36 protein-coding genes are annotated in these 19,744 nt (G+C 41.2%); all 36 read left to right on the top strand.

Annotation, left to right across the window (positions count from 1 at the left end; all coding sequences use genetic code 11):
- Positions 1–284 precede the first annotated feature (284 nt).
- The 36 genes from rpsJ to rpsI all read left to right on the top strand — a co-directional run bounded on the left by rpsJ (position 285) and on the right by rpsI (position 19,474).
- Entirely contained in the window at positions 285–593 is a 309-nt protein-coding gene (gene rpsJ / locus K3T81_RS17100; protein WP_036578675.1) for a 30S ribosomal protein S10, read from the top strand.
- Between the two features lie 30 nt (positions 594–623).
- Positions 624–1,253, top strand: coding sequence for a 50S ribosomal protein L3 (gene rplC, locus K3T81_RS17105; protein ID WP_036578674.1), 630 nt, complete (start codon positions 624–626; stop codon positions 1,251–1,253).
- 26 nt (positions 1,254–1,279) lie between these two features.
- Positions 1,280–1,903: a 50S ribosomal protein L4 gene (gene rplD / locus K3T81_RS17110; RefSeq protein WP_036578672.1), complete on the top strand. Its 624-nt coding sequence runs from the start codon at positions 1,280–1,282 to the stop codon at positions 1,901–1,903.
- Positions 1,903–2,190, top strand: coding sequence for a 50S ribosomal protein L23 (gene rplW / locus K3T81_RS17115; protein ID WP_036578671.1), 288 nt, complete (start codon positions 1,903–1,905; stop codon positions 2,188–2,190). The genes rplD and rplW overlap by 1 nt, the downstream gene beginning before the upstream one ends.
- Positions 2,191–2,221: 31 nt before the next feature.
- Positions 2,222–3,052, top strand: coding sequence for a 50S ribosomal protein L2 (rplB, locus tag K3T81_RS17120; protein WP_036578670.1), 831 nt, complete (start codon positions 2,222–2,224; stop codon positions 3,050–3,052).
- Between the two features lie 58 nt (positions 3,053–3,110).
- Complete coding sequence (rpsS, locus tag K3T81_RS17125) at positions 3,111–3,389, top strand: 30S ribosomal protein S19 (RefSeq protein ID WP_036578668.1); 279 nt, start codon at positions 3,111–3,113, stop codon at positions 3,387–3,389.
- A gap of 18 nt (positions 3,390–3,407) precedes the next feature.
- Positions 3,408–3,749 (top strand): 50S ribosomal protein L22, encoded by a 342-nt coding sequence (gene rplV / locus K3T81_RS17130; protein WP_036578667.1) that lies wholly within the window; start codon positions 3,408–3,410, stop codon positions 3,747–3,749.
- A gap of 3 nt (positions 3,750–3,752) precedes the next feature.
- Positions 3,753–4,394, top strand: a complete 642-nt coding sequence (rpsC, locus tag K3T81_RS17135) for a 30S ribosomal protein S3 (protein WP_036578666.1) — start codon at positions 3,753–3,755, stop codon at positions 4,392–4,394.
- An 18-nt stretch (positions 4,395–4,412) separates the two neighbouring features.
- Positions 4,413–4,847 (top strand): 50S ribosomal protein L16, encoded by a 435-nt coding sequence (gene rplP, locus K3T81_RS17140; protein WP_036578664.1) that lies wholly within the window; start codon positions 4,413–4,415, stop codon positions 4,845–4,847.
- Positions 4,837–5,037, top strand: coding sequence for a 50S ribosomal protein L29 (gene rpmC, locus K3T81_RS17145; RefSeq protein WP_036578662.1), 201 nt, complete (start codon positions 4,837–4,839; stop codon positions 5,035–5,037). The genes rplP and rpmC overlap by 11 nt, the downstream gene beginning before the upstream one ends.
- Before the next feature lie 25 nt (positions 5,038–5,062).
- Positions 5,063–5,326: a 30S ribosomal protein S17 gene (gene rpsQ / locus K3T81_RS17150; protein ID WP_036578661.1), complete on the top strand. Its 264-nt coding sequence runs from the start codon at positions 5,063–5,065 to the stop codon at positions 5,324–5,326.
- A gap of 42 nt (positions 5,327–5,368) precedes the next feature.
- Positions 5,369–5,737 carry a 50S ribosomal protein L14 gene (rplN, locus tag K3T81_RS17155; RefSeq protein WP_036578659.1) on the top strand — a complete coding sequence of 123 codons (369 nt, stop codon included), beginning with the start codon at positions 5,369–5,371 and terminating at the stop codon, positions 5,735–5,737.
- Between the two features lie 192 nt (positions 5,738–5,929).
- The gene (gene rplX, locus K3T81_RS17160; RefSeq protein ID WP_036578657.1) at positions 5,930–6,241 is read left to right on the top strand and encodes a 50S ribosomal protein L24; all 312 of its coding nucleotides are present in this window, start codon (positions 5,930–5,932) and stop codon (positions 6,239–6,241) included.
- A 27-nt stretch (positions 6,242–6,268) separates the two neighbouring features.
- The gene (gene rplE, locus K3T81_RS17165; RefSeq protein ID WP_036578655.1) at positions 6,269–6,808 is read left to right on the top strand and encodes a 50S ribosomal protein L5; all 540 of its coding nucleotides are present in this window, start codon (positions 6,269–6,271) and stop codon (positions 6,806–6,808) included.
- Positions 6,809–6,837: 29 nt separating this feature from the next.
- Positions 6,838–7,023: a type Z 30S ribosomal protein S14 gene (locus K3T81_RS17170; protein WP_019375521.1), complete on the top strand. Its 186-nt coding sequence runs from the start codon at positions 6,838–6,840 to the stop codon at positions 7,021–7,023.
- A 29-nt stretch (positions 7,024–7,052) separates the two neighbouring features.
- The gene (rpsH, locus tag K3T81_RS17175) at positions 7,053–7,451 is read left to right on the top strand and encodes a 30S ribosomal protein S8 (protein WP_036578652.1); all 399 of its coding nucleotides are present in this window, start codon (positions 7,053–7,055) and stop codon (positions 7,449–7,451) included.
- A gap of 30 nt (positions 7,452–7,481) precedes the next feature.
- A complete protein-coding gene (rplF, locus tag K3T81_RS17180) occupies positions 7,482–8,018 on the top strand; it encodes a 50S ribosomal protein L6 (protein ID WP_106895422.1) in 537 nt (178 codons plus the stop codon).
- Between the two features lie 32 nt (positions 8,019–8,050).
- Positions 8,051–8,413, top strand: a complete 363-nt coding sequence (gene rplR, locus K3T81_RS17185) for a 50S ribosomal protein L18 (protein WP_106895423.1) — start codon at positions 8,051–8,053, stop codon at positions 8,411–8,413.
- A 23-nt stretch (positions 8,414–8,436) separates the two neighbouring features.
- Positions 8,437–8,937, top strand: a complete 501-nt coding sequence (gene rpsE / locus K3T81_RS17190) for a 30S ribosomal protein S5 (protein ID WP_036578733.1) — start codon at positions 8,437–8,439, stop codon at positions 8,935–8,937.
- Between the two features lie 13 nt (positions 8,938–8,950).
- Positions 8,951–9,133 (top strand): 50S ribosomal protein L30, encoded by a 183-nt coding sequence (gene rpmD / locus K3T81_RS17195; protein ID WP_036578647.1) that lies wholly within the window; start codon positions 8,951–8,953, stop codon positions 9,131–9,133.
- 31 nt (positions 9,134–9,164) lie between these two features.
- The gene (gene rplO / locus K3T81_RS17200) at positions 9,165–9,605 is read left to right on the top strand and encodes a 50S ribosomal protein L15 (protein ID WP_036578646.1); all 441 of its coding nucleotides are present in this window, start codon (positions 9,165–9,167) and stop codon (positions 9,603–9,605) included.
- Entirely contained in the window at positions 9,605–10,897 is a 1,293-nt protein-coding gene (gene secY, locus K3T81_RS17205; protein ID WP_106895424.1) for a preprotein translocase subunit SecY, read from the top strand. Before rplO ends, secY begins: the two co-directional genes overlap by 1 nt.
- A 34-nt stretch (positions 10,898–10,931) precedes the next feature.
- Positions 10,932–11,576 carry an adenylate kinase gene (locus tag K3T81_RS17210; protein ID WP_106895425.1) on the top strand — a complete coding sequence of 215 codons (645 nt, stop codon included), beginning with the start codon at positions 10,932–10,934 and terminating at the stop codon, positions 11,574–11,576.
- A 184-nt stretch (positions 11,577–11,760) separates the two neighbouring features.
- Positions 11,761–12,096: a KOW domain-containing RNA-binding protein gene (locus tag K3T81_RS17215; protein WP_036578642.1), complete on the top strand. Its 336-nt coding sequence runs from the start codon at positions 11,761–11,763 to the stop codon at positions 12,094–12,096.
- Positions 12,074–12,292: a translation initiation factor IF-1 gene (infA, locus tag K3T81_RS17220; RefSeq protein WP_036578640.1), complete on the top strand. Its 219-nt coding sequence runs from the start codon at positions 12,074–12,076 to the stop codon at positions 12,290–12,292. Before K3T81_RS17215 ends, infA begins: the two co-directional genes overlap by 23 nt.
- Before the next feature lie 33 nt (positions 12,293–12,325).
- Positions 12,326–12,439 carry a 50S ribosomal protein L36 gene (gene rpmJ, locus K3T81_RS17225; protein ID WP_010095733.1) on the top strand — a complete coding sequence of 38 codons (114 nt, stop codon included), beginning with the start codon at positions 12,326–12,328 and terminating at the stop codon, positions 12,437–12,439.
- Positions 12,440–12,463: 24 nt separating this feature from the next.
- Complete coding sequence (rpsM, locus tag K3T81_RS17230; RefSeq protein WP_036578638.1) at positions 12,464–12,829, top strand: 30S ribosomal protein S13; 366 nt, start codon at positions 12,464–12,466, stop codon at positions 12,827–12,829.
- Between the two features lie 22 nt (positions 12,830–12,851).
- Entirely contained in the window at positions 12,852–13,241 is a 390-nt protein-coding gene (rpsK, locus tag K3T81_RS17235; RefSeq protein ID WP_036578637.1) for a 30S ribosomal protein S11, read from the top strand.
- Between the two features lie 208 nt (positions 13,242–13,449).
- Positions 13,450–14,394: a DNA-directed RNA polymerase subunit alpha gene (locus tag K3T81_RS17240; RefSeq protein WP_036578636.1), complete on the top strand. Its 945-nt coding sequence runs from the start codon at positions 13,450–13,452 to the stop codon at positions 14,392–14,394.
- Between the two features lie 154 nt (positions 14,395–14,548).
- Complete coding sequence (rplQ, locus tag K3T81_RS17245; RefSeq protein ID WP_036578635.1) at positions 14,549–14,902, top strand: 50S ribosomal protein L17; 354 nt, start codon at positions 14,549–14,551, stop codon at positions 14,900–14,902.
- Positions 14,903–15,187: 285 nt separating this feature from the next.
- Positions 15,188–16,027 (top strand): energy-coupling factor ABC transporter ATP-binding protein, encoded by an 840-nt coding sequence (locus tag K3T81_RS17250; RefSeq protein WP_238021138.1) that lies wholly within the window; start codon positions 15,188–15,190, stop codon positions 16,025–16,027.
- A complete protein-coding gene (locus tag K3T81_RS17255; protein WP_238021148.1) occupies positions 16,003–16,875 on the top strand; it encodes an energy-coupling factor ABC transporter ATP-binding protein in 873 nt (290 codons plus the stop codon). Before K3T81_RS17250 ends, K3T81_RS17255 begins: the two co-directional genes overlap by 25 nt.
- A complete protein-coding gene (locus K3T81_RS17260; protein WP_238021150.1) occupies positions 16,868–17,668 on the top strand; it encodes an energy-coupling factor transporter transmembrane component T family protein in 801 nt (266 codons plus the stop codon). The genes K3T81_RS17255 and K3T81_RS17260 overlap by 8 nt, the downstream gene beginning before the upstream one ends.
- Positions 17,669–17,685: 17 nt before the next feature.
- A complete protein-coding gene (gene truA / locus K3T81_RS17265) occupies positions 17,686–18,441 on the top strand; it encodes a tRNA pseudouridine(38-40) synthase TruA (RefSeq protein ID WP_238021178.1) in 756 nt (251 codons plus the stop codon).
- A 183-nt stretch (positions 18,442–18,624) separates the two neighbouring features.
- Positions 18,625–19,062, top strand: a complete 438-nt coding sequence (gene rplM, locus K3T81_RS17270) for a 50S ribosomal protein L13 (protein WP_036578627.1) — start codon at positions 18,625–18,627, stop codon at positions 19,060–19,062.
- A 19-nt stretch (positions 19,063–19,081) separates the two neighbouring features.
- Positions 19,082–19,474 carry a 30S ribosomal protein S9 gene (gene rpsI, locus K3T81_RS17275; protein WP_036578626.1) on the top strand — a complete coding sequence of 131 codons (393 nt, stop codon included), beginning with the start codon at positions 19,082–19,084 and terminating at the stop codon, positions 19,472–19,474.
- The last annotated feature ends 270 nt before the right edge of the window (positions 19,475–19,744 follow it).

Raw genomic sequence — 19,744 nt, forward strand, 5'->3', positions numbered from 1 at the left:
TCTTCTCCAAAAGGTTAACACGTGAGAAATTTATTAAAGAGATTTCCACACACCCTTGCATTTAGTAGCGATAGTTAGTATAATACATAGATGTGCGACCCAATGAATGTTTTTTACAAAAAGGGTTGCAATGACCGTATAAATTCTATATAATAAGAATGTTGGTCATCAAAGGCGATGAAGCGGAAGGTTGTTGGCACACCCGGCCCCTTTGCCATGGCGGGTTGTCGAGATATTTTCGTGGAGAATGTCTATAATAATATGGGCGAGAAGGAGGGAAAATAATGGCAAAAGAGAAGATTAGAATTCGTTTGAAAGCTTATGATCACCGTATTTTAGATCAATCAGCTGAGAAAATCGTAGATACTGCGAAACGTTCAGGTGCTAGTGTGTCTGGTCCGATTCCATTACCTACAGAAAGATCGGTTTACACAGTACTACGTGCGGTGCACAAGTATAAGGATTCACGTGAGCAATTCGAAATGCGTACACATAAACGTCTTATCGATATTGTTAACCCAACACCACAAACAGTTGATTCACTAATGCGTCTTGACTTACCATCAGGTGTTGACATTGAAATTAAATTATAAATAAATGTTTTACTATAGGAGGTGTAACGGATGACGAAAGGAATCTTAGGTCGTAAAATCGGCATGACTCAGCTATTTTCTGAAACTGGTGAATTAGTACCTGTGACTGTAATTCAAGCTGAGCCAAACGTAGTTCTACAAAAAAGAACATTAGAAAATGATGGCTATGAAGCACTGCAAATCGGTTTTGCTGATGAAAAAGGATCACGTACTAACAAGGCGGAAAAAGGCCATGCTGACAAAGCAAACACAGCCCCTAAGCGCTACGTTCGTGAAATCCGTGACGCGAAGCTTGACGAACATGAAGTTGGTCAAGAAATCAGCGTTGAAGTTTTTCAAGCAGGAGACAAGATCGACGTAACAGGCACAACCAAAGGTAAAGGATTCCAAGGTTCTATTAAACGCCACAATCAACAACGTGGTCCAATGTCCCATGGTTCTCATTACCACAGAAGCCCTGGTTCACTAGGTGCGGTTGACCCAATGCGTGTCTTCAAAGGACGTCCACTACCAGGTCAAATGGGTGGAACACAGGTAACAATTCAAAACCTTGAGGTTGTTAGTGTAGATGCTGAACGCAACTTGCTATTAATCAAAGGTAATGTACCAGGTGCAAAAAAATCATTCGTAAAAATTACGAGTGCAGTAAAGGCTAACTAATCACACACACGAAGGGAGGATATGTCATGCCTAAAGTAGCACTATTAAAACAAGACGGTTCACAAGCTGGTGATCTGGAATTAAATGATTCTGTATTTGGAATTGAACCAAATACACATGTTTTACATGAAGCAGTAGTAATGCAACGTGCATCTATGCGTCAAGGAACTCATGCAGTTAAAGGTCGTTCTGACGTACGCGGTGGTGGTCGTAAACCATGGCGTCAAAAAGGAACTGGCCGTGCGCGTCAAGGTTCTATTCGCTCTCCACAATGGGTAGGCGGAGGTGTAGTGTTTGGTCCAACACCACGCAGCTACAGCTACAAACTACCTAAAAAGGTACGTCGTCTAGCACTAAGATCTGCACTTTCTTCTAAAGTACAAGAAGAAAATCTAGTAGTATTGGAAAGTCTAGCGATGGATGCTCCAAAAACAAAAGAAGTAGTGAGCATGCTTAAAGCACTTAATGTGGATACAAAAGCATTGATCGTAACTGCTGAGAAAGACGAAACGGTTATCCGTTCCGCAAACAACCTTCAATCTGTTAAAGTTCTAACTGTTGAAGAAGTAAATGTTCTAGATTTGCTTACGCATGACAAGCTGATCCTAACGAAGGATGCAGCTGAAAAAGCAGGGGAGGTGCTTGCATAATGAAAGATCCACGTGATATTATAAAGCGCCCTGTCATTACAGAGAATTCTGCTGACTTAATGGAACAAAAGAAATATACGTTTGAAGTAAGTACTAAAGCCAATAAAACAGAGATCAAAGATGCTATTGAACTTGTATTTGGCGTTAAAGTAGATAAAGTAAACACAATGAACCTTAAAGGTAAATTTAAGCGAATGGGAAGATACGGTGGTTACCGTCCAAACCGCAAAAAAGCTATCGTTCAACTTTCAGAAGACAGTAAAGATCTGGAAATCTTCGAAGGTTAACTAGAAAATCTCGTGAAGGAGGGAAAACAAGATGGCGATTAAAAAATTCAAACCAACGTCTAACGGAAGACGTAATATGTCAGTGTCTGATTTCGCGGAAATCACTACAGACACTCCAGAGAAATCCCTTTTAAGCCCGTTGTACAAACGTGGTGGTCGTAACAACCAAGGGAAACTAACTGTTCGTCATCAAGGTGGCGGTCATAAGCGTCAATACCGTATTATCGACTTTAAACGTGATAAAGATGGTATACCAGGACGCGTTGCTACTATTGAGTATGATCCAAACCGTTCAGCTAACATTGCACTAATCAATTACGCTGATGGTGAAAAACGCTACATTTTGGCTCCGAAAGGACTAAAAGTAGGACAAAAAATCGAATCTGGTGTAGATGCGGATATCAAAGTAGGTAACGCACTTCCACTTGCTAACATTCCAGTTGGTACAATTATTCATAACGTTGAATTAAAGCCAGGACGCGGTGGTCAATTAGCTCGTTCTGCTGGTGCGGAAGCACAAATTCTTGGTCGTGAAGAAAAGTACACACTTGTTCGTTTAGCATCAGGTGAAGTTCGTCTAGTTCTTACAACTTGTCGTGCAACTGTTGGCCAGGTTGGAAACTTAGAACATGAACTTATTCGTATCGGTAAAGCTGGTCGTTCACGCTGGTTAAACAAACGCCCTACAGTTCGTGGTTCTGTAATGAACCCTAACGATCACCCACACGGTGGTGGTGAAGGACGTGCGCCAATCGGACGTAAATCACCAATGTCACCTTGGGGCAAACCTACACTTGGTTACAAAACTCGTAAACGTAATAAGCCGACTGATAAATATATCGTTCGTAAACGTAAAAAATAATCGAAAGTAGTGGACGGGATTATATACCCGTCTCTCAATTGCGGAAGGAGGTTTATCCATGGGTCGTAGCTTGAAAAAAGGACCTTTTGCAGATGACCATCTATTGTCAAAGATCGAGAAATTAAATGAAGACGACAAGAAACAGGTAGTAAAAACCTGGTCACGTCGTTCAACAATATTCCCTACTTTTATTGGTCACACTGTTGCTGTATATGATGGACGTAAACACGTACCAGTCTATATCACAGAAGACATGGTCGGTCATAAACTAGGTGAATTCGCGCCAACTCGCACGTATAAAGGGCATGGTGGCGATGATAAGAAAACTAAACGCTAATGAGAGGAGGCACTAAGTATGCAAGCTAAAGCCATGGCGAAATCGGTTCGTATTGCTCCTCGTAAAGTACGATTAGTCGTTGATTTAATTCGAGGAAAAAACGTTGGCGAAGCAGTTGCAATTCTACGCCACACACAACGCGGTGCTTCTCCAGTCGTAGAGAAGGTTTTGAAGTCTGCTATCGCAAACGCAGAACACAACTACGAAATGGACCCGGACAATCTAGTGATTTCCGAAGCATTTGTAAATGAAGGTGCTACATTGAAACGTTTCCGTCCACGTGCACAAGGACGTGCAAGTAAAATTAATAAACGCACAAGCCACATTACAGTGGTTGTAACAGAAAAGAAGGAGGGATAGTCAGTGGGTCAAAAAGTAAATCCAACGGGTCTTCGTGTCGGCATCATTAAAGACTGGGAGTCAAAATGGTATGCTGGTAAAGACTATGCAGACTTACTACATGAAGATATTAAAATCAGAGAATATCTTGAAAACCGTTTGCGTATTGCTGCTGTTTCTTCTATCGACATCGAGCGCGCAGCTAATCGCGTAAACATCACTATTCATACTGGGAAACCAGGAATGGTAATTGGTAAAGGCGGTTCTGAAGTAGAAGCTCTACGTAAATCATTGAACAGCTTGACTGGTAAACGAGTGCACATCAACATTGTTGAAATTAAGAAAGTTGATCTTGATGCAACACTAGTTGCAGAAAACATTGCTCGTCAATTAGAAAACCGTATCTCATTCCGTCGTGCACAAAAGCAATCAATTCAACGTGCAATGCGCGGAGGAGCAAAAGGAATCAAAACACAAGTTTCCGGACGTCTTGGTGGAGCAGATATCGCTCGTGCGGAACATTATAGTGAAGGAACAGTACCACTACACACATTGCGTGCTGATATCGATTATGGTACAGCTGAAGCAGATACTACTTACGGTAAACTAGGTGTTAAAGTGTGGATCTATCGTGGGGAAGTCCTTCCAACTAAATCAAACAAATAAGGAAGGGGGCAATGCATTATGTTAATGCCTAAACGCGTAAAATATCGTAGACAACATCGTGGTAAAATGAGAGGCCAAGCTAAAGGTGGTACTACAGTAGCTTTTGGTGAATACGGCCTACAAGCAACAGAAGCTTCATGGATCACTAGTCGTCAGATTGAGGCTGCCCGTATTGCAATGACTCGTTACATGAAACGTGGCGGTAAAGTTTGGATTAAAATCTTTCCTGATAAGCCATACACTGCAAAACCCCTAGAAGTTCGAATGGGTTCCGGTAAAGGTGCTCCAGAAGGCTGGGTAGCAGTAGTAAAACCAGGAAAAATCATGTTTGAAATCGCAGGAGTTCCCGAAGAGGTTGCTCGTGAAGCGCTACGTCTAGCATCTCACAAACTGCCGATCAAAACTAAATTCGTAAAACGTGAAGAAATTGGTGGTGAAAGCAATGAAGGCTAATGAAATCAGAGAACTAACCACTGCCGAAATTGAACAAAAAGTAAAATCTTTAAAAGAAGAACTATTTAATTTGCGCTTCCAGCTTGCAACTGGTCAACTGGAAAACACTGCTCGTATTCGTGAAGTGAGAAAGTCAATTGCTCGCATGAAAACAGTAGTACGCCAACGCGAAGTTAGCGTAAATAACTAGAAATCTGAGAGGAGGTTAGCCTCGAATGACTGAACGTAATGATCGTAAGGTATATACAGGCCGTGTCGTATCAGACAAAATGGATAAAACAATTACAGTATTAGTTGAAACTTATAAGTTTCATAAACTATACGGTAAACGTGTAAAATACTCTAAGAAATTCAAAACACATGACGAGAACAACCAGGCAAAAACTGGAGATGTTGTGCGTATCATGGAAACTCGTCCGCTATCAGCAACTAAACGTTTCCGTTTGGTTGAAGTCGTTGAAGAAGCGGTAATTATATAATAAAGTTCGCTCGGAAGGTATCCGAAGGGAGGTCACAGCGATATGATTCAACAGGAAACTCGCTTAAAAGTTGCAGATAACTCTGGCGCACGTGAAGTCTTAACTATTAAAGTGTTAGGCGGATCTGGCCGTAAAACTGCCAATATTGGTGATGTAATTGTTTGTACTGTCAAACAAGCAACACCAGGAGGCGTTGTCAAAAAAGGTGAAGTTGTTAAAGCTGTCATCGTACGTACTAAATCTGGTGCACGTCGTAAAGATGGTTCATACATTCGTTTTGATGAAAATGCAGCGGTAATTATCCGTGATGATAAAAGTCCACGAGGTACTCGTATCTTCGGACCAGTTGCACGTGAATTACGTGATGCAAAATTCATGAAAATCGTATCTCTAGCTCCAGAAGTTCTATAAGAGCAGTTCAGGCCGAGTGTGAAAAGGGCCGAGAAGTTCGAGGCGGCGAAGCTTTGAGAAACGGAACGTATAGAGTAAATACGTGAGTATCGGAAAAGTAAGCCAACGAAGAAATTCGATGCGCCATTTTTACAGGAGACTTTGAACTTCCGCTATAAGCTAAAATTAGCCTTGCAAGGAGGTGCGTCAAGCATGCATGTAAAAAAAGGTGATAAAGTTAAAGTAATATCCGGTAAAGACCGCGGTAAAGAAGGCACAATCCTAGAAGTGAACCCAGCTCAGGAGCGCGTTCTTGTAGAAGGCATTAACATGATGAAAAAACATGCGAAACCTTCACAGGAAAATCCACAAGGTGGAATCCTAAACCAAGAAGCTCCAATCCACGCTTCTAACGTAATGCCAATAGATCCTAAATCCGGTGAACCAACTCGCGTTGGGTATGAAGTACGTGACGGAAAGAAAGTCCGCATCGCTAAAAAATCCGGTGAAGCAATAGATAAATAATTTAGCGACGAAAGGAGGGCGACATTGATGAATGAATTAAGAAAAAAATACCAAGATGAAGTATCACCATCTTTGATGAATAAATTTAATTATGAGTCTGTAATGCAGGTACCAGCTGTTGAGAAGATTGTTATCAACATGGGTGTCGGTGATGCAGTTCAAAACTCTAAAGCATTAGATAGCGCTGTTGAAGAGCTTGCGTTAATTTCTGGTCAAAAACCATTGATCACTCGTGCTAAGAAATCAATCGCTGGTTTCCGCCTTCGTGAAGGAATGCCGATCGGTGCAAAAGTAACCCTTCGCGGTGAGCGTATGTACGAATTCCTTCAAAAGCTTGTATCGGTATCACTTCCACGTGTACGTGACTTCCGTGGTATCTCTAAAAAAGCTTTTGATGGTCGTGGAAACTATACATTAGGTGTAAAAGAACAGCTAATATTCCCGGAAATTAATTATGATAAAGTTAACAAGGTACGTGGTATGGATATCGTTATTGTAACTTCATCCAATACTGACGAAGAGGCTCGTGAACTTTTAGCTCAGCTAGGCATGCCTTTCCAAAAATAAGCTTAGAGCTAATACAAGGAGGGAAAATTGTGGCTAAAAAATCAATGATTGCGAAACAAAAACGCCCACAAAAGTATCAAGTACGTGAATATACACGTTGCGAACGTTGTGGCCGTCCACATTCTGTAATCCGTAAATTTAAACTTTGCCGTATTTGTTTCCGTGAACTTGCCTACAAAGGTCAAATTCCTGGTGTCAAAAAAGCAAGCTGGTAAACCCCGATTCGGGAAGGAGGTAATTAGTAATGGTTATGACAGATCCAATTGCAGATATGCTAACTCGTATTCGTAATGCTAACATGGTACGCCATGAAAAGTTAGAGCTTCCGGCTTCAACAATGAAGAAGGAGATCGCTGACATCCTTAAGCGTGAAGGATTCGTTTCAGATTATGAGTTTGTTGAAGATAACAAACAAGGTGTTTTGCGTATTTTCCTTAAATACGGTACAAACGAAGAACGAGTAATTACAGGTATCAAACGTATTAGTAAGCCAGGACTACGTGTTTACGCTAAAGCTAATGAAGTACCACGTGTACTTAATGGTTTAGGTATAGCTATTGTCTCAACATCAAAAGGTGTGCTTTCTGATAAAGAAGCACGTTCACAAGCTGTTGGTGGCGAAGTTCTAGCATACGTTTGGTAATTAACATTTTTTGATGAGGAGGTGTATGGAATGTCTCGTATAGGACTTAAGCCGATTGAAATTCCACAAGGTGTAGAAGTTAAACTTAACGGAACTACAGTGTCTGTGAAAGGACCTAAAGGTGAGTTAACAAGAAACGTACACCAGGATATGAATATTAATATTGAAGATAATGTTGTTACAATTGCACGTCCAAGTGACCACAAAGACCATCGTGCCCTGCACGGAACTACTCGTAGTTTAATCAACAACATGGTTGAAGGTGTAAGCAAAGGATTCGAAAAATCCCTTGAAATCATCGGGGTTGGTTACCGTGCAATGAAACAAGGAGACAAAGTTGTGATTAACGCTGGTTACTCACACCCAGTTGAACTTGATCCAATTGACGGCATTGAAATTGACGTTCCTAAAAACACGCAAGTAATTGTTAAAGGAATTGATAAGGAGCTTGTTGGTGCAGTTGCTTCCAATATTAGAGCAATCAGACCACCTGAGCCTTATAAAGGAAAAGGTATTCGCTACGAAGGTGAATATGTACGTCGTAAAGAAGGTAAAACTGCTAAGTAAGACTAGTTAGGGAGCAGAAAGGAGTGACCTAAATGATCACAAAGCCTGACAAAAATATTGTACGTAAAAGAAGGCATGCACGTGTAAGAAAAAACATTTCTGGTACGGAGCAACGCCCACGTCTTAACGTATATCGTTCAAATAAACACATCTATGCACAGTTAATTGATGACAATAATGGTGTAACAGTTGCAAGTGCTTCAACTAAAGATAACGAGTTAAAAGTAGAAGCTACTGGCAACCTTGACGCTGCCGTGAAAGTCGGAGAAACTATCGCGAAACGTGCCCAAGATAAAGGTTACAAATCGGTTGTATTCGATCGCGGAGGCTACCTTTATCATGGACGTGTAAAAGCATTAGCAGATGCTGCCCGTGAGGCAGGTCTTGAATTTTAATCGATAAAGGAGGGACATACATGATGTCAAACATCGATCCGAACAAATTAGATCTTGAAGAACGTGTTGTTACGGTCAACCGTGTTGCAAAAGTAGTTAAAGGTGGACGTCGTTTCCGCTTTGCTGCTTTAGTAGTTGTCGGTGATAAAAATGGCCATGTAGGATTTGGTACAGGTAAAGCACAAGAAGTACCAGAAGCAATTAAAAAAGCAGTTGATGATGCGAAGAAAAATCTGATTACAGTACCGATCGTCGGAACTACTATTCCTCATCAAATCAATGGACGTTTTGGTTCTGGTAATGTATTGATGAAACCTGCAGCAGAGGGTACTGGAGTTATCTCTGGTGGACCGGTTCGTGCCATCCTTGAACTTGCGGGTGTTGGTGATATTTTAACAAAATCACTTGGTTCAAATACACCAATTAACATGATTCGTGCAACATTAAACGGTTTAACAAACTTGAAGCGCGCAGAAGACGTAGCAAAACTACGTGGAAAGTCTGTGGAAGAACTGTTAGGATAAGGAGGGAACTGTTATGTCTAAAAAATTAGAAATCACCCTCACGCGTAGTGTTATCGGTGGATCAGATGTACAAAAGAAAACTGTTCAAGCATTAGGACTTAGAAAGATTCGTCAATCCGTAGTACGTGAAGATACTGATGCCGTTCGCGGTATGGTTAACAAAGTATCTCATCTAGTAGCGGTTAAAGAACTTTAATTATATAATTGCGTAAAGAGGAGGTGCTCGAATGAAACTTCATGAATTGAAGCCATCAGAAGGAACACGCACAAATCGTAACCGTGTAGGTCGTGGTATGTCATCTGGTAACGGAAAAACTTCCGGCCGTGGACATAAAGGTCAAAAAGCACGTTCAGGCGGCGGTACTCGTCCGGGCTTTGAAGGTGGTCAAATGCCTTTATTCCAACGTTTACCTAAACGTGGATTTACAAACATTCACCGTAAAGAATTTACTATTGTGAACTTAGATGCGCTAAATCGTTTTGAAGACGGCACAGAAATTACACCTGAGCTATTACTTGAAGAAGGTGTCGTAAGCAAGCTTAATGCTGGTATTAAAGTACTTGGCAAAGGTGCTATCGAAAAAAAACTTACAGTAAAAGCTCATAAGTTCTCTGCTTCAGCAATTGAAGCAATAGAGGCAGCGGGCGGTAAAACCGAGGTGATTTAATGTTCCGTACAATCTCCAATTTTATGCGCGTAGGTGACATTAGACGGAAAATAATCTTCACTTTGTTGATGTTGGTTGTCTTCCGTCTAGGCACATTTATTCCTGTGCCTTATACAGATAAGCAAGCAATTGATTTCATGAACTCACAAAATGTATTTGGATTCCTGAACACATTTGGTGGAGGAGCCCTACAAAACTTCTCCATTTTTGCCATGGGGATCATGCCATACATTACAGCGTCCATTATTATGCAGCTATTGCAAATGGATGTTGTTCCTAAATTTGCCGAGTGGAAGAAACAAGGTGATGCGGGACGTAAGAAGTTGGCACAGATTACGCGTTATGGTACGATCGTTCTTGCATTCATTCAGGCGATTGCAATGTCCATAGGTTTTAACGCTATGGCTCAAGGTATGCTGATTACCGATCCAGGTGTATTAACATTCCTCGTGATTGCGATTGTTCTCACAAGTGGAACTGCATTTTTAATGTGGTTGGGAGAACAGATTACAGCAAATGGTGTAGGAAATGGGATTTCAATTATTATCTTTGCGGGTATCGTAGCCGCAGTTCCAAACGGGATTCAACAACTTTACAGTCAGTATTTTGTTAATCCTGGTGATGAATTGTTTATCAACATTGTAATTGTTGCCTTGATTGCTTTGGTAGTTGTGGCTGTAGTGGTTGGAGTTATCTTCATCCAGCAGGCACTTCGTAAAATACCAATCCAATATGCAAAAAAACTTGTTAATCGCTCTCCGGTTGGCGGACATTCCACACATTTACCGTTAAAAGTAAATGCTGCAGGAGTTATCCCGGTAATCTTTGCGATAGCATTTATGGTTGCACCAAGTACGGTGGCTAACTTCTTTGAAGGAAGCCAAATCGCATCAACGATCACAACGATTTTTGACTATACAAAGCCAATTGGTATGGTTTTATATGTAGCGCTTATTATTGCTTTCACATATTTCTATACGTTCGTACAGGTTAATCCTGAACAAATGGCTGAGAATTTACAGAAACAAGGCGGTTATATTCCAGGTATCCGACCTGGTAAAAATACTGAAACGTATTTAACACGTGTGATGTACCGTTTAACCTTTGTCGGTGCTCTCTTCCTGGCGGCTGTATCTGTGCTCCCTATCCTATTGGGTGGGCTTGCGGGATTACCTACCGCAGTTCAAATTGGTGGCACAAGCTTACTGATTGTTGTTGGAGTAGCATTACAGACAATGAAACAGCTGGAAAGTCAGTTGGTTAAACGACACTACAAAGGTTTTATCAAGTAGGATCCTGCTGCCAATGAGAGTGAGGGGAAATTTGTTGAATTTGATTTTAATGGGTCTTCCTGGTGCCGGCAAAGGTACTCAGGCCGAAAAGATAAACGAAAAATATAACATCCCTCATATTTCAACAGGAGATATGTTCCGATTAGCTATAAAAGAGGGTACAGACCTTGGAAAGAAAGCTAAAGAATATATGGATCAAGGTGAGCTTGTTCCGGATGAAGTAACAATCGGGATTGTGAAAGAACGTTTAAGCAAAGCAGACTGTAAGGAAGGTTTCTTATTGGATGGATTTCCAAGAACCATTGCCCAAGCAGAGGCTTTACAAGATCTTCTTTCCGATTTAAATCAATCCATTGACTATGTACTGCATGTAGATGTACCAAAAGAAAAATTAGTGGAGCGTCTAACGGGTCGTAGAATTTGTCCGACATGTGGAGCTACTTATCACGTTCTTTACAACCCGCCAAAGGTTGAAGGAATTTGTGATAAAGATGGTTCCAAGTTAATTCAGCGAGAAGATGATCAGGCCGAAACAGTGAAGAACCGTTTGGCAGTTAATATAAAGCAAACTCAACCGTTATTGGACTTTTACGAGGACAAAGGATACTTAGTATCTGTTAACGGTGACCAAGATATTGATCAGGTTTTTGAAGATATTCAAAACAAGATTGATAAATAATCTTTTATTATAACTGTTGTATAGCCAACGGATGCATTCCGTTGGATGAAAAGTTATAATAAAATGGAGTAATCACATTTGAACGTGCATTGCTTCAAGTTAAGTGACACAGGATTGGATAAGCGATAACCCCTATTTAGTAGGGTGGCAGTATAAACTATAGCCTAAGTGAAGGTGATCGTTGTTGAACGAAGATGATTCGATTCCGCTAATAGGTCAAGTTGTTCGTATTATGCAGGGACGGGAAGCAGGACAATATGCGGTTATCATAAAATTACTTGAAGATCGGTATGTCTTGCTTGCAGATGGGGAAAAACGTAAATATGATCGACCAAAGAAAAAGAACTTGCATCATATTGAAGTTATGGACTACATTTCTCCTGAAGTCCAGAAAAGCCTTCTAGAAACTGGTCGTGTCACAAATGGTAAGCTACGGTTTGCCATAGCTAAATTTATCAATGAAGTTGTGACTGATTTGAAGAAGGGAGATCAACACGATGGCGAAAGACGATGTAATTGAAGTTGAAGGTACCGTAACCGATACATTGCCGAATGCGATGTTTAATGTAGAGCTTGAAAATGGCCATACAGTTTTGGCCCATGTCTCAGGCAAGATTCGTATGCATTTCATCCGCATTCTGCCAGGTGATAAAGTAACGGTTGAACTTTCTCCGTATGATTTAACTAGAGGACGAATTACGTACCGTTATAAATAAGCGAGCTCCGATATAAAAGGAGGAAAAGATGAGATGAAAGTAAGAGCATCTGTTAAACCAATTTGTGAAAAATGCAAAGTAATCAAACGTAAAGGTAAAGTTATGGTTATTTGCGAGAACCCGAAACACAAGCAAAAACAAGGCTAAACTAATAGGAGGTGTTACAATCTTATGGCACGTATTGCAGGTATTGATATTCCACGTGACAAACGTGTAGTAATTTCATTGACTTACATTTATGGAATTGGCAAAGTGACCGCAGAGAAAGTCCTTAAAGAAGCAGGCGTTTCAGAAGACACTCGTGTACGCGATCTAACAGAAGATGAGCTTGGTAAAATCCGTAAAGTAATCGATGTTTATACAACCGAAGGGGACCTTCGTCGTGAAATTTCCCTTAACATCAAACGTCTAATCGAGATTGGTTCTTACAGAGGTGTTCGTCACCGTCGTGGGTTGCCAGTTCGTGGACAAAAAACTAAGAACAATTCACGTACTCGTAAAGGACCTCGTCGAGCAGTTGCAGGCAAGAAAAAATAACGTGAAGGAGGTAAGCTAATTAATGGCACGTAAAACTAATACACGTAAACGTCGTGTGAAAAAGAATATAGAAACCGGTATTGCACATATCCGTTCTACTTTTAACAACACAATTGTTACAATTACAGATGCGCAAGGTAATGCGATTGGCTGGAGCTCTGCTGGATCATTAGGATTCAAAGGATCTCGTAAGTCTACTCCATTTGCTGCTCAAATGGCAGCAGAAACTGCAGCGAAATCTGCTGTAGATAATGGAATGAAAACTCTAGAAGTAACAGTTAAAGGACCTGGGGCTGGCCGTGAAGCAGCGATTCGTTCTCTTCAAGCAGCTGGTCTGGAAGTAACAGCAATTGTTGATGTAACTCCTGTTCCACACAATGGCTGTCGCCCACCAAAACGTCGTCGCGTATAATTATACCGTATAGAATTTGTCACCCTGTCTATAATGGGTTATGATAGCTAAAAATGTAAAGGTCCGCCCTTTACCATACAGCATTCGAGAGACAAGAAGTACGAAAGTATTGCAGGTAGTGCAGAAACGCCAACTGCCTATTTGAGGAATTTCGGTTAGACGCGGTGTCTAACCGGGGTTTCGACGTTTTAAAGGAGGGTTTTATTGAATGATCGAAATTGAAAAACCAAAAATTGAGACGGTAGAAGTCAGCGAGGATGCTACGTTTGGTAAATTCGTAGTCGAACCGCTTGAACGTGGATATGGTACCACTCTAGGAAACTCCTTGCGTCGTATCCTACTATCCTCACTTCCAGGTGCTGCTGTTACATCCGTTCAGTTTGATGGGGCGCTTCATGAATTTTCAACAATTGATGGTGTTGTTGAAGACGTAACGTCTATCATTTTGAACTTGAAAAAACTAGCTTTGAAAATCTATTCTGATGAAGAAAAGGTTTTAGAAGTGGATGTACAGGGGGAAGGGAAAGTTACGGCCGCTGATCTGACATACGATAGTGATGTGGAAGTATTAAATCCGGAACTACCTATTGCTACATTGAACAGCAAAGGTAATTTGCGTATGAAAATCACCGCAGAACGTGGTCGCGGATACCGTCCGGCTGAAGCGAATAAAAAAGATGACCAACCTATTGGTGTTGTGCCAATCGATTCTATTTTTACTCCCGTTTCCCGTGTGACCTATCAAGTTGAGAATACACGTGTAGGGCAAGTAGCTAATTTTGATAAACTAACGTTGGATGTCTCTACAGATGGAAGCATTCGCCCAGAGGAAGCAGTTTCTCTTGGAGCTAAAGTTTTCACTGAGCATCTTAATATTTTCGTTGGTTTAACTGATGAAGCCAAAAAGGCCGAAATCATGGTAGAAAAAGAAGAAGACCAGAAAGAAAAAGTAATGGAAATGACAATCGAAGAGCTTGATCTTTCTGTCAGATCCTATAACTGCTTGAAACGTGCTGGAATTAACACGGTTCAAGAACTTGCAAACAAATCGGAAGAAGACATGATGAAAGTTCGTAACTTAGGTCGTAAATCATTAGAAGAAGTAAAAGTAAAACTAATTGATCTTGGCTTAGGCTTACGTGATGACGATTGATCATTGTTTTTACCAGCATTCCTATTCCCATTTAACCTGGTCCCGATAACCGGGACATACGCAGGTTAGGAAGAATAGGTATCGCAGGTTTTCTTTGCGGTTTTTCGCATTTTTAAATTTAGTCTGTAGTCATCAAGAAAGGGAGGGATAGTCCATGGCTAGAAAACTAGGTCGTACAACAGATTCTCGTATGGCTCTACTTCGTAATCTTGCATCTGATTTGATTATTCATGAACGGATTGAAACAACAGAAGCAAAAGCGAAAGAGCTTAAATCTGTAGTAGATAAAATGATTACGCTTGGAAAACGTGGTGATCTTCATTCACGTCGTCAAGCTGCAGCATTCTTGTATAACAAAGAAGCTAACGAAAATGAAAGTGTTGTTCAAAAACTTTTCAATGACGTTGCTGCACGCTATGAAGACCGTCAAGGTGGATACACACGCGTTCTTAAATTAGGTGAACGCCAAGGTGATGGAGCAAAAATGGCAATTGTAGAATTAGTTTAATTTTACAAAAAGGCGTCGAGGGCAGGACTGAATCTCTTCATGAGGTGAAGCCAAGCCCTTTTTTTGTAATTTAAAAAGGTAGTGGGCTTGTAACACTCTAGTGCTGGCTAATGTTGCTTGTGGAGTGTTTGAGCCTACTATGCCTTGTATCCAACTAGACGGAAGAAACATCATAGAGTATAAACCTCACAGAAGCGTTTTTAACGCCCTTCTGAACATTATTTAACCCATTGCCCCTACACAAACACACCTCAGGGGGAGAGAAGAGCTAGAGGAGGCATTAGAATGAGAGAGAAGCTAATAGAGTTTAGAAATGTATCCTTTCGATATAGAGAAGAGCACCCCTGGGTCTTGAAAAACTGTTCGTTTGAAATCTATGAAGATGAATCGATTGCTATCATTGGCCATAATGGAAGTGGTAAATCCACAATAGCAAAGCTAATTAATGGCTTACTGTTTCCTCAAGAAGGCGAGATTTTAATAGCTGGAAAACCTGTAACAGAGGAGACAATCTGGGATATTAGAAAAGATGTAGGGATGGTTTTTCAGAATCCTGACAATCAGTTCGTGGGTACCACCGTCCAGGATGATGTAGCCTTCGGGATGGAAAATAGAGGTATTCCAAGAGAAGAAATGATAGCCCGTATTGAGGAATCCTTAACAGCCGTGGGAATGCAGGATTACCATTTAACAGAGCCACACCGGCTTTCAGGTGGTCAAAAACAGCGTGTCGCCATCGCAGGTGTACTGGCAGTCTCCCCAAAAGTCCTGATATTAGATGAAGCGACAGCGATGCTTGACCCTAAAGGTAGAACGGAAATTATGAACACATTAAATCAAGTGCAAGAAAAAAATAATCTATCTCTCATCACGATAACCCATGACTTACATGAAGTCGTGCAGTCAGATCGCGTTATCGTCATGAACCATGGAGAGATTTGGGATGAAGCCACACCTAGAGAAATCTTTGCTAAAAAACATGCACTTCGAGAAATCGGGCTTGATGTGCCATTTGTCGCCATTTTGGCTGATGAGTTGCAGGTAAAGGGACTAGCTTTAACAAAGGAACCATTAAACCATGAAGAGCTGCTGGAGGAATTATGGACATTACATTCAACAACGTAAGCTATATATATCAAGAAAATAGCCCCTTCGCTCATAAGGCGATTGAGGATTTAAATTTTCATATCCCATCTGGTTCCTTTGTAGCTGTCATCGGTCATACAGGTTCCGGTAAATCGACCCTGATCCAGCATTTAAATGGTCTTGCCATGCCTTCAAGAGGCGAGGTAACGATTGGTGATTTTCACCTAAAAGCAAAAGAGAAGCCGAAGAACATGCGAGAACTGCGTAGCAAAGTAGGTGTCGTATTCCAATATCCCGAGCACCAGCTATTCGAGGAAACCGTTGTAAAAGATATCGCCTTTGGTCCAGAAAATTTCGGTGTCGAGAAAGCTGTAATCGAGGAGCGAATTCGAGACATCATTCCAGCTGTTGGATTATCTGAGGATATATTAGAGCGTTCTCCATTTGACTTGAGTGGTGGGCAAATGCGTAGAGTTGCGATTGCAGGTGTTATGGCTGTACAGCCAGAAGTACTTGTTTTGGATGAACCTACGGCAGGTTTAGACCCTCGAGGTCAAAAAGAGATTTTGCAAATGTTTTACGAGCTTCATAAAAGACAGGGGCTTACTACCATTCTCGTTACCCATAGTATGGAGGATGCACTGAAATATGCTGACCACGTGTTGATTATGAACAAAGGGAAAAAGTATATGGAGGGAAACCCTGTTGAAGTTTTCACCCAAAAGGATGCATTGCATAAGGTGCAATTAGATGTACCAGAGAGTGTTGCATTCCTAAGTAAGTTTGAAAAGAGATTTAAGTACTCTCTGCCTTTTAAAGGTCAGACGGTTGATGAAATGGCTGAGGACATCCGTCGTGTCGTGCAAGGGGGAAGAATAGATGAATAACACCCTGATCATCGGACAATATGTACCAGGAAACTCCCTTGTTCATAAATTAGACCCAAGAACTAAAATTACACTTATTTTCTTTTTTGTATTCATTGTATTTTTAGCCAATAATGTAGTGAGTTATAGTATTCTAGCGTTGTTTGCACTGGCCAGTATGGTGACCTCTCGTGTACCCATACGATTTATCATGAAGGGGCTGACACCTGTATGGTTCCTGATTGTCTTCACGTTCATCTTGCATATCATTGTAACGAAGGAAGGCACCGTATGGCTGGAGATATACTCCTTTCAGATTTATTCTGGTGGAGTATTTCAAGGGATTGCTATCTCATTGCGGTTCTTCTTGCTTATTCTCATTACATCTCTTTTAACTTTAACCACAACACCAATTGAGATTACCGATGCTATTGAGGATATGCTGCATCCATTAAAGAAAGTGAAGTTCCCTGTTCATGAGCTTGCACTGATGATGTCTATTTCTCTTCGGTTTATCCCAACACTTATGCAGGAAACAGAAAAAATCTCCAAAGCTCAGGCCTCACGCGGAGTTGACTTTCGGACAGGTTCTATCAAAGATCGAGCAAAAGCGGTGGTTCCATTGCTGATTCCTTTGTTTGTTAGTGCCTTTAAGCGGGCGGAAGAGCTGGCTATGGCGATGGAAGCTCGTGGGTATAAAGGTGGAGAGGGACGTACGAAATTAAGAGAATTAAAGATAAACGCACGTGATATCGCCGTTTATCTACTATTTATCGCTGTCATTGCAGGTCTGCTGCTAACAAGAGGCTATTAAGGAAAGGCTGAAACACGATGGTAAGACTACGATGTACCATTTATTACGATGGGTCCCAGTTTTCCGGTTTCCAAATACAACCCAAAAAGCGAACAATCCAAGGTGAGCTGGAAAGAGCGTTGAAGAAAATGCATAAGGGTAGCGACATTCGGATCCAGGCATCTGGCCGGACTGACACTGGCGTGCATGCAAAAGGGCAAAAAATCCATTTTGACTCCCCTTATACGATTCCAACAGGGAACTGGAAGCTTGCGCTAAATACTTTATTGCCGGGTGATCTTTATATTAAGGACGTAACAGAAGTCTCGGAAACATTTCATGCTCGCTATGATGTAGTCGAAAAAGAATATCGCTATTACGTAACAAACGAAAAAGAGCCTGATGTGTTTAAACGTCATTATAGCTATCATTTCCCCTACGTACTTAATGTCTCGAAAATAAAAGAGGCGTGCACTTACCTGGAAGGGACACATGATTTTACAACCTTTTCATCTGCGAAAGCAACGACGAAGGGGAGTAAGGAAAGAACCCTATTTCAGGTAAGCTGCGAACAGCAGGGGACAGAGCTGGAATTTATTTTTCGAGGGAGCGGCTTTTTATATAATATGGTGCGCATCATTGTTGGAGTGCTCCTAGATGTTGGACAGGGGCGGCGTAACCCCGAAGACATAAATGACTTGCTGAAACAGAAAGATCGTCAGCTTGTGGGCGAAACGATTCCACCACAGGGGCTTTATTTGTGGAATGTTGTCTATGAAGAGGAGCCTTCATAATGTAAATAGAGGATTTACGCAAATCATTTGCTCATCCCCTTGACAAATCCCTATACTTTGGTGTATTATGATCTATGGCAATTTATTTCTGAAACCACGATTAGCCCCGGAATCTAATTGTGTTGAATATAGAAATAGCGAAACGAATTTTAAAATGAATTTTTAATTATGGAGGGAACAATCATGCGCACAACTTTCATGGCGAATGAATCTAATATCGAACGCAAATGGCTTGTTGTGGATGCTGAAGGCCAACGTCTTGGTCGCTTAGCTAGTGAGGTTGCTGCAATCCTTCGCGGAAAGCATAAAGCAACTTACACACCACACGCTGACACTGGCGATAATGTAATCATCATTAACGCAGAGAAAATCGAACTAACTGGTAACAAAATCAATGACAAGATCTACTACCGTCACTCAAACCACCCAGGTGGATTGAAAGAACGTAATGCATATGAAATGCGTACAAAATACCCTGAGCAAATGCTTGAGCTTGCAGTCAAAGGAATGCTTCCAAAAGGTTCTCTAGGCCGTAAAATGGGTAAGAAATTGCACGTATTCAGAGGCGCTGAGCACAATCACCAAGCACAACAACCTGAAGTTTACGAACTTCGCGGGTAATTAAAAGGAGGTTAATCAAATGGCACAAGTACAATACTACGGCACAGGTCGTCGAAAAAAATCAACTGCACGTGTACGCTTAGTACCAGGTACAGGTAATGTAACTATTAATGGTCGTGAAGCGAAAGACTATTTCCCATACGATACTCAGCTTTTAATCTTGAACCAACCACTAGCTGCTACTGAAACTCAAGGAACTTATGATGTTTTAGTAAACGTTCATGGTGGAGGATTCACAGGACAAGCAGGAGCAATCCGCCACGGTATCGCTCGCGCACTTCTTGAAGCAGATCCAGAATACCGCGGATCTCTTAAATCAGAAGGCTACCTAACTCGTGACGCTCGTATGAAAGAACGTAAGAAATACGGTCTTAAAGGCGCTCGTCGTGCACCACAGTTCTCAAAACGTTAATTTTATATTTACGTTTCAAGGCTCTTTTCACTTATGTGGAAAGAGTCTTTTTTTCTGTCCAACTTTGGGATTGAATACCCTGGGCTAATTTGGGAAAATCTCGGATGTTTTCTCCTTCGCTTCATCGGTAACATGAGTATTCCATCACTTTCCCCACTTATCATAGTAATAGCATTTTGACGTTTTCATGGTTAGTAATGAAATATTCTTTGTTAGGATCCATGCCTGCTTCGACTACAACTGAACCCGTAATTTTCGTCATACTTCTCT

Origin of the sequence: Oceanobacillus jordanicus (genome assembly GCF_022095695.1) — a bacterium.
GTDB lineage: Bacteria > Bacillota > Bacilli > Bacillales > Amphibacillaceae > Oceanobacillus_B > Oceanobacillus_B jordanicus.